This is a genomic window from candidate division KSB1 bacterium, assembly GCA_022562085.1.
Classification (GTDB): domain Bacteria; phylum Zhuqueibacterota; class Zhuqueibacteria; order Oceanimicrobiales; family Oceanimicrobiaceae; genus Oceanimicrobium.
Map to the genome: position 1 here is coordinate 18,588 of JADFPY010000020.1, position 10,828 is coordinate 29,415.

At 41.5% G+C, this 10,828-nt stretch carries 11 protein-coding genes; 3 read left to right on the plus strand and 8 right to left on the minus strand.

Features of this window, described 5'->3' with window-relative positions; genetic code table 11:
- Positions 1-86 precede the first annotated feature (86 nt).
- Together IH879_03445 and IH879_03450 are read right to left on the minus strand one after the other, a co-directional pair.
- Complete coding sequence (locus IH879_03445) at positions 87-335, minus strand: toxin-antitoxin system HicB family antitoxin (protein ID MCH7673986.1); 249 nt, start codon at positions 333-335, stop codon at positions 87-89.
- Positions 328-801, minus strand: a complete 474-nt coding sequence (locus tag IH879_03450) for a putative toxin-antitoxin system toxin component, PIN family (protein ID MCH7673987.1) — start codon at positions 799-801, stop codon at positions 328-330. Before IH879_03450 ends, IH879_03445 begins: the two co-directional genes overlap by 8 nt.
- Before the next feature lie 205 nt (positions 802-1,006).
- Here IH879_03450 and uvrA point away from each other — a divergent pair, with 205 nt between their 5' ends.
- Complete coding sequence (gene uvrA, locus IH879_03455; GenBank protein MCH7673988.1) at positions 1,007-3,847, plus strand: excinuclease ABC subunit UvrA; 2,841 nt, start codon at positions 1,007-1,009, stop codon at positions 3,845-3,847.
- Positions 3,848-3,870: 23 nt separating this feature from the next.
- Entirely contained in the window at positions 3,871-4,755 is an 885-nt protein-coding gene (locus tag IH879_03460; protein MCH7673989.1) for an alpha/beta fold hydrolase, read from the plus strand.
- 14 nt (positions 4,756-4,769) lie between these two features.
- Here IH879_03460 and IH879_03465 read toward each other — a convergent pair whose 3' ends face one another.
- Positions 4,770-5,504 carry a hypothetical protein gene (locus tag IH879_03465; protein ID MCH7673990.1) on the minus strand — a complete coding sequence of 245 codons (735 nt, stop codon included), beginning with the start codon at positions 5,502-5,504 and terminating at the stop codon, positions 4,770-4,772.
- Between the two features lie 184 nt (positions 5,505-5,688).
- Positions 5,689-6,006 carry a hypothetical protein gene (locus IH879_03470; protein ID MCH7673991.1) on the minus strand — a complete coding sequence of 106 codons (318 nt, stop codon included), beginning with the start codon at positions 6,004-6,006 and terminating at the stop codon, positions 5,689-5,691.
- A gap of 286 nt (positions 6,007-6,292) precedes the next feature.
- Between IH879_03470 and IH879_03475 the strand changes: the two genes are divergently transcribed.
- Positions 6,293-7,390, plus strand: coding sequence for a patatin-like phospholipase family protein (locus tag IH879_03475; GenBank protein ID MCH7673992.1), 1,098 nt, complete (start codon positions 6,293-6,295; stop codon positions 7,388-7,390).
- A gap of 261 nt (positions 7,391-7,651) precedes the next feature.
- Here the strand turns inward: IH879_03475 and IH879_03480 are convergent, their stop codons facing one another.
- The 4 genes from IH879_03480 to IH879_03495 all read right to left on the minus strand — a co-directional run bounded on the left by IH879_03480 (position 7,652) and on the right by IH879_03495 (position 10,396).
- Positions 7,652-7,978 carry a response regulator gene (locus tag IH879_03480; GenBank protein MCH7673993.1) on the minus strand — a complete coding sequence of 109 codons (327 nt, stop codon included), beginning with the start codon at positions 7,976-7,978 and terminating at the stop codon, positions 7,652-7,654.
- A gap of 343 nt (positions 7,979-8,321) precedes the next feature.
- Complete coding sequence (locus tag IH879_03485; protein MCH7673994.1) at positions 8,322-9,122, minus strand: CPBP family intramembrane metalloprotease; 801 nt, start codon at positions 9,120-9,122, stop codon at positions 8,322-8,324.
- Complete coding sequence (locus tag IH879_03490; protein MCH7673995.1) at positions 9,119-9,904, minus strand: RNA methyltransferase; 786 nt, start codon at positions 9,902-9,904, stop codon at positions 9,119-9,121. Before IH879_03490 ends, IH879_03485 begins: the two co-directional genes overlap by 4 nt.
- 21 nt (positions 9,905-9,925) lie before the next feature.
- The gene (locus tag IH879_03495; GenBank protein MCH7673996.1) at positions 9,926-10,396 is read right to left on the minus strand and encodes a PTS sugar transporter subunit IIA; all 471 of its coding nucleotides are present in this window, start codon (positions 10,394-10,396) and stop codon (positions 9,926-9,928) included.
- Positions 10,397-10,828 lie beyond the last annotated feature (432 nt).

A 10,828-nucleotide genomic window follows, 5' to 3' on the forward strand; every position in this document is an offset into this window, starting at 1 on the left:
AAGGTTTTGTGCGAATTCGCAGGTGACATGCCGTGAACCCTTGCATCACTGAGCACTGCCGCTTTAAGAGCTATATATTTTTTTGCTCAACGTTCAATATTAAATTTGTCCTGTTCTTCGGGCTCGATTTCAGGAATCTGCTTTAAAGCGTCTAGAAAATCGTTCTCATTAAAATTCTTTGAACGATCCTCAAAGAATTTCATAGTTTCGTATCGTATAATCTCACTAGAAATTGAATTGACTAATAACTGATTTATAGACAATTTTTCTTTTTTAGCAATTCTTCTAACTTTATTATGAATTGATTCCGGCAAACGAAGTTGTAGTTTAGCCATTGCGTACCTCCTGAAGAAATTTTTGTGGGGTTATAATCTTTAATTGATAAGCAGATAAGTCTCCTTTATGAAAGTCTTTAACATTATGAGTAATAAGAAAATCAGAATTATAATTCACAGCACATTCAAATACCATATTATCGTTTTCATCTTTTAGGTTAGGTCTAAGTTTGTAGTATATGGGCACCTCATCTCCGTAGAATGCGAGGGCTTTAAGAATTGAATTTTTAGCTTTTTCGGAAATTTTTAGTATACCTTCCATAAAAAGTTTTTCGATTCTGTATTCGTATTCTAAAAATAATGAAACCGAAATCCCAAATCTAAATTGATGAGTATGAACATTTTTCAAAAGCTGGTAACTTGCACCAAATTTGCTTCGAAGCGACGACTCAATTATACAAGTATCAATAACCACTCTTTTTAGTATCATATATGCAACTATACTAAATATTATTTCAAAACGCAAATTAATTTTAAGAAAGATGATAGCCGGAGATCGTTTTATTATTCCAAGACAATCAGGGTATAACTTTTAAAGGAGTTGAAATGCTTTGCCTATCTAATTGGTGCTATTATTGACGGCATTTCTTATCACTCTCAACAAACTCTACCATAAATTATTTAAACGCGATCGGTTGTAGACTAACTTTTTTAGATTTAACCACCCAAAAATGTCAAATAAAATCATTATAAAAGGCGCACGAGAGCATAATCTAAAAAATATCGATCTTGAACTTCCCCGAGACAAATTGGTGGTAATTACCGGCCTATCCGGGTCAGGTAAGTCATCGCTGGCTTTTGATACCATTTATGCAGAGGGTCAGCGCAGGTACGTAGAGTCCTTGTCTGCTTATGCCCGTCAATTTTTAGGCTTGATGGAAAAACCGGACGTTGATTATATCGAGGGATTGTCGCCGGCGATTTCGATTGAGCAGCGCAAGGCCAGCCAGAACCCCCGTTCAACCGTTGGCACAGTTACTGAAATTTACGACTACCTGCGATTGCTGTTTGCAAGGATCGGCAAACCTTACTGCTACAACTGCGGCAAACCGATCCAAAGGCAAACCGTTCAGCAGATTGTCGATACGGTGCTTGGTATGGAGCAGGATACCAAAATTCAGGTTCTGGCTCCGGTTATTCGCGGCCGAAAGGGTGAGTATCGCGAAGTTTTTGAAGGCGCGCGCCGGGATGGTTTCGTCCGCGTGCGGGTTGATGACACGGTCCATGATCTGTCAGATGAGATAAAACTGGAAAAAAACAAAAAGCACAATATTGAAATCATCGTCGACCGTCTTGTGGTTAGTTCCAAGATTGAATCCAGGTTAGCTGAGTCGCTTGAAACCGCGCTGACAATTGCCTCTGGAATCGTGCTCATCGACGTGTTGAATGGCAAGCAGAATGGCGCATCAAAAGAGCTGCTTTTCAGCGAGCACTTTGCCTGTGTTGATTGTAGCATTTCCTATGAAGAACTTGCCCCGCGCATGTTTTCTTTCAACAGTCCATATGGCGCCTGTTCATCTTGCAACGGTCTCGGTACCACCATGGAAGTTGATCCTGATTTAATTATTCCGGATGAAAAACTTTCTTTACGGCAAGGCGCCCTGTCCAAATGGGCCGTTAGTGAAGACGGCTGGTATTCAAATCAATTGCAGGCGGTTTCCCAACACTACGAAATTGATATGGATAAACCGTGGGAGGCTCTCGACGCCTCTCAAAAGAAGATTTTGCTGTTCGGTTCAAATGGCGAAGAAATTCGTTTTCAGTATGAATCAAAAAACAGAAAGACGCATGCGGAATTCACCAGCACTTACGAGGGCATTATTCCGAATTTAATGCGGCGACACAAACAAACAGAGTCGAATCACGTTCGATCCTGGATCGAGTCTTTTATGAACGTCAAATCCTGTCCGGACTGTAATGGGCAACGTTTGCGGAAAGAAGCGCTTGCGGTGCGGATTGGCGGCAAGAATATCCAACAGGTCACCGAAATGTCTATCAAGTTTGCTCACGAATACTTCGCTAAACTAAAACTCAATAAACGCGAGCAGGAAATCGCCCGGCAAATTATGAAAGAAATCCGCGATCGGCTTGGTTTTTTAGTGAATGTCGGGTTGGACTATCTGACTTTAAATCGCAGGGCAGGCACCCTTTCCGGGGGTGAGGCCCAACGTATTCGCCTGGCGACTCAGGTTGGGTCACAGCTGGTTGGCGTTCTTTACATTCTGGATGAACCCTCCATCGGCCTGCACCAACGTGACAATAAGCGGCTTCTTAATACCCTGACTAAGCTTCGTGATTTGGGAAATACAGTCCTTGTCGTTGAGCATGATCAGGAAACTATCGAAAGGGCGGACTTCGTAGTTGACCTGGGACCGGGAGCTGGGACCCACGGTGGAAATATTGTGGCAACCGGCACACCTAAAGATATTTTAGCCAATAAAAAGTCACTCACCGGGCAATACCTGGCCGGCACGAGAATGATCCCCGTCCCCAAGAAACGCCGAAAGGGCAATGAAAATTTTCTTTCATTGCAAGGAGCTGCCGGTAATAATCTTAAAAAAGTCGATGTGAAAATACCAATGGGGATTTTCAACTGCGTGACCGGTGTTTCCGGGTCAGGCAAAAGCACCCTTATAAATGAAACTCTTTATCGCATCCTGGCCAAGCATTTCTATCGCAGCAAGAAAGCGCCGCTTGAATATGGAAAAATTTCCGGACTTGAGTTTATCGACAAAGTTATTGATATTGATCAATCGCCGATTGGGCGTACCCCACGATCCAACCCGGCAACTTATACCGGACTCTTTACTTACATTCGTGATTTGCTGGCCCAGCTTCCCGAAGCCAAAATTCGTGGGTACAAACCCGGACGTTTTAGCTTTAACGTTAAAGGCGGACGCTGTCAGGCTTGCGAAGGGGATGGTCTTATCAAAATCGAGATGCACTTTCTGCCGGATGTTTACGTTAAGTGTGAAATCTGCAAGGGTAAACGCTACAACCGGGAGACTCTCGAAATCAAATACAGAGGTCAATCCGTTGCCGATATGTTGGACATGACCGTGAGCGAAGCGCTGATATTTTTTGAAAATATTCCCAAAATCAAAAGAAAGCTGCAGACGCTTTTCGACGTTGGCTTGGGCTACATTCACCTGGGCCAGCAGGCCACCACACTGTCCGGCGGCGAAGCACAACGCGTGAAGCTCTCAACCGAGCTTTCCAAAGTCAGTACCAGTCAAACCCTTTACATCTTGGATGAACCGACTACCGGGCTTCATTTTGAAGATATCAAAATGCTTCTCTCAGTCCTGAACCGGTTGGTTGACAAAGGAAACACCGTTATCGTCATTGAACACAATCTGGACGTCATTAAAACAGCCGATAATATTATCGACTTAGGCCCGGAAGGCGGCGATGGTGGTGGCCGGATTATTGCTGAAGGAACTCCAGAACAGGTGGCAAAAACCAAAGGATCGTATACCGGTGAGTTTCTAAAAAGGGAATTCTCAAAGTAAGTTCAAGAGTAGATTTATCTTTTATGCTTCTAACAATTCTCTTCTCTTTAGTTCCCATTATATTTCTCATAAGTATCTTTATTATCGGGTTTTCGTGGTACATAGCAGCGGACAGTCTTAAGCCAGTTAATCTGTCAAAAACTAAAACTCCCGGCGATCACCAATTACCATTTGAGAATTTTTCAGTTGTAAGCGACGGTTTGACTTTAAAAGGTTGGTTTATTCCGGTCCAAAATGCTTCAAAAAAATCTAAAGCGCCGCCGATTATTTTGACCCACGGTTGGGGTGGAAACTCAGAAAAGATGTTGCCGCAGGCTGAGTATCTGAATCGAGCTGGTTTCAACATAATCCTATACGACCTGCGCGGACATGGTGACAGTGATCCGGTCGAACTTACTTCCTTAAATCGCATGCTGCGAGATTTCGATAAAATTATGGAGTATGTGCTAAGCAGAGCCGAAGTAGATGAAAATGCGATTGGATTAATGGGGCACTCAATCGGAGCGGCGGCTTCAATATTAAAGGCAAGTCAAGACGAGCGGGTTAAGGCAGTGGTTAGCAGCTCAAGCTTTGCTGACTTCGACTACCTTGCAGAGCAAACTGTTCGTTCTCGCGGCCTGCGCCGTTTCCCCTTTCAATTTTTTGTAAAAATATTTTGGAGAAAGCTCGCCGGTGTTGCCCTTGAAACCATCAGTCCGGTCTACCAAATCGGAAAAATTGCAATACCGCTCTTGCTAATTCATGGAGACCAGGACGAGGTTATTTCTGCAGGAGAATTTGAGAAACTTTCCAAAAGTGCAAAAAAAGCTGAAAAATTTCTGATAAAAGGAGTAGGGCATTCCGATCTTTACCTGCACACAGAGTTTTGCAAAAAAACTACGGACTTCTTTACATCAAATTTGCTCTAAGTCAGGTGCTAAGCTTACTTTTTTGACTCTCTAATTTTTTCCTTCACCGCTTCAAACACAGAATAGAAACTGTTTGCAGCGAAAACGATCATCAACGGCTCAATTGGGATTCGATATCTGACATTCGTGTAAAAGAAGGAATATGTTAAAGCGAGGATTAGGCACGGCAGGATGAGTATTAAAGATTCCGGTAAATGTTTTCTATTCAAAAAAAGGCCGAGAATTGAAAAAATCAAAATGGGCCCAAAGGTTATTGTATTCACGATAAAAGTGAGATCTGAGCGCGAAAATTTATTTGTTTTAGTAATTCGTTGATCTTTTTCATGCAACTTCAAATTATAGTCAGGATTGGCGGATTTCATTTTTCGTGAAGGCGCTAATCTCCAAAACCGCATGAACCTTTTGTTATAGTGCCACAAAAAAGTTGCGGAATTTTTGCGTATCGATTCTATTTTATCTTTGAACTGGGTCGTTTTTTGTTTGTCGTTTTTAATGGTGCCATTTTCATAAGAAAAGATGTGGCGTTCTACCCCTTTCCTTATCGGCACAAATTCTCCATAGTAAGAATAATTTCTCAGAATCCAGGGAGTCAGCGTGAGTAAAAACGTAACCGCAATCAATAAGCTGTGATTGAGTCGAGATTTGATTTCTAACTTTGAAAAAAATAACAGCCAGACAATTACCGCAATGACAATCGTTGCTGTTGGCGCAACCGCCAGAGCCGACAGACCGAAGAACATTCCTGCCAAAATGCTTAAATAGTTTTTCCTAAAACCGCTTCAACGAAACTGTGAGATAAACACCAAGAGTAATCAGGTGCGTGCTTGGCAAGGTCGGGTAATTTAGACTCGGCAGGAAAACAAATATCGGATAAAACACAGAGAATCCCGCTGCAATGACCCCGGCCGAACGATTATAAACTGTTTTTCCTATCTAGAAAAGGACAACGCACAAAAACGCACCCAGGACTGCACCCACAAGTCGAAGAGCCAGGATATTACCCTGGCCGGTAAAAAAGAATATGCCGGCCATCCACACGCTGTAAAGCGGCGCTCTCTTGAAATCACCAAACCCCTGACCAGATAAAATTTGCACTGCGGAATCTTCGTATTCTAAAGAATCGCTGAAATAGTACCTGTTTTCGACAGTTAATAAAAACGCAACTCTCAGAAATATAGCCAGGGTGAAAACAAGAATCAGAAACTTCTTATCATCGGTGATGATATTTTTGATGATTTCTAAAAATCTCATTTGACAAGCAAGGCTTAGCAAGAAATCAAGTTTTGGGATATTTGTGGAAACATAAAATAAAATATTATACCTTCAACGCTGCTTAGGTGCTTAAAAATCTACACCATTGGGACACCTGTTTTACTTGTAGGGGCTTTCATGAAATAGTAAGTTTTCCCCATTTCGTGACGATTTAAAGGAAAGGACTGGAACAGGGATTGCAAATAAATTGTTAAAAATTTTAGTATTCGGATTCGTATAAAAGTTATAAAATTTCAAATTCAAGGATGCATAAAAGTATATAAAAATGTCAAAGCGCAAAAGTAAAATTGCTTTGTGCCTTGCCGGCGGCGGCATCAGTGGCTCAATGTATGAAGTCGGCTGCCTAAGAGCATTGGATGAATTTTTTGAAGCCCCGAATTCTATTAATGATTTTGATATTTTTGTGGGAATCAGTGCCGGTGCGGTTATCGCGCCCCTGATAGCCAACGGCTATTCACCTGACGAGATGTATAAGGGAATTTGCACAAATAGTAATTCCGGGTTGAATTTTCAGAGAAAGAATATTTATGATCTGCGCTGGTCGGAAGTTTTCAGGGCTTTTGCTCCTCTTTTTAAGCGTTTGCCGGGTTTGATTCGATACGGCTGGATCAATCGCAAACAAGCGAGTTTCATGGATCTTCTTTCTATCATGCAGGAATTTATTCCACCGGGTATTTTCTCCATGAATAACCTGGACAAACTCATGGCCGGCCTGCTCTACCCGGAAGGGAAGACCAATGATTTTCGTAATTTGAAAAAAGAGCTTTATATTCCCGCTACAGAGTTAGATACCGGGAAGCGTTGGGTTTTTGGTGAAGATGATAAAACCGTGCCTATTTCAAAAGCGGTGGCGGCTTCTGCAGCAATCCCCATTTTTTTTCGACCCGTGAGTATTAATGGACGCGATTTCATCGACGGTTCGACCGGACAGGTCTCGCATGTCGACATCGCCATCCGAAATGGCGCTAAACTCATCATTATCATCAACCCGACGGTTCCTTTCGAAAATGACAAAACGAAATTAAGCTTACCTACTTTCAACGGAAATTTGGGGAGTATCAAAGATAAAGGAATGGGGTTGATTAGCGACCAGGCGCGCCGGATCGAAACCTTAACCCGTTTTAAATTCGGATTGAAGCGATTCAGACAAGAGAACCCGAATATCGATATTGTAATTTTTCAACCGATGTCTTCAGATGAAATGTTATTTTTAACGGGCGTAATGGACTTCGAATCTCGTAAATCAATTCTAAACTACGGCTACTACTCGACTTTAGCTGAAATGAAATTAAACTTCTCGAAGTATGAGGAAATATTTAAGAAGCATGGTATTAAGTTGAAGTCGGAAATTTTGCAGAAATAGGATTTCCTTTTCTTTTATACCAACTCGATAAACTTTGTAGTCTTTGTCCCGACCATTCGGGATTTGTCAGCGAAGCAATCTCGCGATTGCAGATTGCTTCGGTATCCCGAATTCATTATTAATATTTCAAGGAAAGTCGGGACGCCTCGCAAAGACAAGGATAACAAAAAAATGGCCAGCATCGCGGACGAATACTGGCCTGTTCCCCCTAATCCCGTCAAGGGAGTGCGTCAAGGTTGTTGTAGGGATTAAGGATGCTTCTTAAGCAGTTGCACCTGCTAATCTTCTCACATTTGAAATTAAGTTTCTATTTTTGATCGGTTTATAAAGAACCTCATCAGCCCCGTGTTCCTGGATCTGGATTTGATCATTGTTGTCCATAATCATCATGACCTTGAGATCGATGTATTTTTTCTTAACTTTCCTAATGAAATCAACGCCGGTTTTTCCGTTTGACGTAAATTGATCTAATTTATAATCAAGAAGTAAAATTTCAGGTTTGGTTTTTCGGAGCAGGTACATAGCCGATTCAACGTTTTCAGCAATTTCTACTTTGTACGCATCACAAAGCGCTAAGTAGATTTGCATTTGCGTACCAAGGTCCTCATGGAGCATTACGATTTTTTTCATATAAGATGGAGTTTAGCAAAGTTGCAGTTCGAGGTGCGTGACAACAATCTATTATTATGGTCAATCAGAGGCTTTTGCGGAAGCAGAAAATAGAAAAATTTTAAATTTATTTGAAATATTTTTAGGAGAATTACAGAACACCTGAGATGTTTCGATAATTAACATTGCCAGTGTTGCAAATGAATGTTCAATTGCTTCAAAGTAGGTCAAAAATGTCCGCAGGACTTTTTTACAGACGTATTCCGGGTCTTTGTCAATTTCAGATCTGCGACCCTAATTGACCTACAAATCTGGAGTGGTGTTATGCTGCGTAGGTGTTTTTAGTCAATCGGAAAAATGATTTGGCTGAGTAGAATAATAGGCCGGCAGCAATAACGAGGACGGTGGGGTTGACATGCCCGTTCCAGTTGTACCAATTCCAACTTTCAGGATTTGAGTTGGCGAAGATAAGCGCGAAGCCGTTGTTCAAGCAGTGCAGAATTATGGTCGGGATAATGCTGTTGCTGCGCCAGGCAATAAAACCGAGAACTGTGCCCAAAATCATTATTTGGATCAACTGAAACGGCAAGTGAATGATGGCGAAAACAAAAGCTGTTAGAAAAATTGCCTGGTGTAATTCAAATTTTCGCTCGAAAGCTTTTTGCAGCATACCTCGAAAAAGCATCTCTTCAAAAATGCCTGCCAAAACCACGGCGCCTAAAAAGAGGTTAAACCATTCTAAAGGAGAGTCAGCTATTAAATTTTTTGCTATTATTTCCTGCCATTCTGCTGGGATTTCCATAAAAGTGCTTACAATGCGGTCTATCTCGTCGCTCAAAATCGTGATTGAAATGCCTAAAGGAAAGCTTAAATAAATTATCTTTGGGTCGATTAGTTTGAATCGAAAAACTTCCCTCAAATTATAATTCTTACGATTCAGGTAGACTATTGTAGGAACAATGAGCGAAATCTCACCAAACACCAATAGCGAAGATGTTGAAGCTCCTGCAAGACTAAAAACAGAAAGCAGCACCACTACTAAAATAAAACCGGCAAGGATTAATCCAAAAATGATTTTTAAACTCGGATGTGGAATCGTTTCTTTTTCTGGGAGATCGTTCAATTTTTGTTAGCCCTTAAAGTTTCGGCTAAAATGATTCCGGCGGATACCGCCACATTTAGAGACTCACCCCTGCCTTTGCGAGGGATGTTTAGAATGCCCGAAGCAATACCCTTGATTTCTTCACTGACGCCTGAAATTTCGTTGCCAAAAACAAGGATCCATTTGTGGCTAAAATCAGCCTGGGTAAATTCAATGTCCCCGCCGGTATCTGCGACAAGTAAAGAATACCCAAGTTCACTTAGCTTGCACAGTTCTTTGTAGAGGTCGAGCTGCTGCAGAATCGGCAGATGAAACAGACTCCCCATACTTGCTCGTACGACTTTGGGGTTTGTAAATTCAACTGAATTTTGGCTTAATAAAACGCCGTTGGCGCCAAACCAGCTTGCCGAGCGAATGATGGTGCCTAAATTTCCAGGGTCATTTATATTGTCTAAAGCAATCAGATGTTTAGGAGAGTTGGCCATAAGCTGCTCAAGACAAAAATGCTGCATGTTAACTATCCCCAAAATCCCCTGGGAATGCACGGTGTCGGAAACCTGCTTCAATGACTTCGTGTCGGCTTCTTCGTTCGGTATTCCGGCGCCTTTACATTTTTCAATGAAGCGATTGGCTCGCTCTGAGGAAATTTTGGCAGGACAATAGATTAGTTTCTCAAATTCATATTCCGAATTAAAAATTTCCTCACACAGCCGCAACCCTTCCACAATGAATTTTCGTTCCAGTTCTCGAACTTTTTTTTTCTTCAGGGAAGTGTAATATTTTATTTGGTTTTTTGAAATCAAGGGGGGTGTTTTAAATGCAAATTAAGATTCAAAGTACTTTGTTTCTTCTGAATCAATGACCTCGATGGCATCTTTTGGGGTTTTTGTTTGAATTAAACGTTCTCTGAATTCTTTCTTATACATGAGTCTGGAAATCCGGCTCAGCGCCTTTAAATGCGGACCGGTTTTGTCCTGGGGTCCAATCAACAGCCAAACCAACCGCACCGGTTTATCGTCCAAAGAATTGAAATCGATTGGGTCTTTAGTAATCCCGAGCGCAGCGATAATTTCGTTCAGGCTTTCTGTTTTTCCATGCGGGATCGCAACTTCATCGCCGACGCCGGTGCTCATCACTGCTTCCCGATCCAGGACGGCTTTCAGGATTTCAGCTTTATTTTCGAGCTTAACGGAATCAGCGATAACCCCTACCATTTCTTCGATAATTTTTTCCTTTTCGGTATTGGCAAGAGGAATCTTAATTCGATTCTCACTCAGAATATCCGTTAGTCTCATTTCCGAAAGGGCTCCTTCATTCAGCTATTTTGTGTACTTTCCTGATCATTGAAAATTGCAATCAATATAAAATATAATTCCTCAATTATCAATATAGAAACCAATTTTTGAAATATTTTTTTGAACATCCACTAACAGTTAAAACCAGACCTTTTAGTGAATTGAGTGTTTGATCGGTTAAGCAACCTTTCAAAGATTTTAGTAGACTCAAAAAAAAGCCATCACATTTTTAGAGATGTAATGGCTTTTGAAATTGATAATGTATGCGGGGCCGACGGGATTCGAACCCGCGATCTCCGGCTTGACAGGCCGTCGTTATGTCGTCATAAGCATTTGTTTTTATTAATCTCATAATCCGCCAGTGTGTAAAATCGTGTGCAATTCATACTCACTGCATGCCTCCACACAAAAAACTTATCAAGGTAATAAAAC

Excerpts from the sequence above, each read along its gene's own strand:
- IH879_03480 (MCH7673993.1), bottom strand. The coding sequence starts at position 7,978 with ATGCAAATCTACTTAGCGCTTTGTGATGCGTACAAAGTAGAAATTGCT.
- IH879_03495 (MCH7673996.1), bottom strand. The coding sequence starts at position 10,396 with ATGAGACTAACGGATATTCTGAGTGAGAATCGAATTAAGATTCCTCTT.
- IH879_03475 (MCH7673992.1), top strand. The coding sequence starts at position 6,293 with ATGTCAAAGCGCAAAAGTAAAATTGCTTTGTGCCTTGCCGGCGGCGGC.
- IH879_03470 (MCH7673991.1), bottom strand. The coding sequence starts at position 6,006 with ATGAGATTTTTAGAAATCATCAAAAATATCATCACCGATGATAAGAAG.
- uvrA (MCH7673988.1), top strand. The coding sequence starts at position 1,007 with ATGTCAAATAAAATCATTATAAAAGGCGCACGAGAGCATAATCTAAAA.
- IH879_03445 (MCH7673986.1), bottom strand. The coding sequence starts at position 335 with ATGGCTAAACTACAACTTCGTTTGCCGGAATCAATTCATAATAAAGTT.
- IH879_03460 (MCH7673989.1), top strand. The coding sequence starts at position 3,871 with ATGCTTCTAACAATTCTCTTCTCTTTAGTTCCCATTATATTTCTCATA.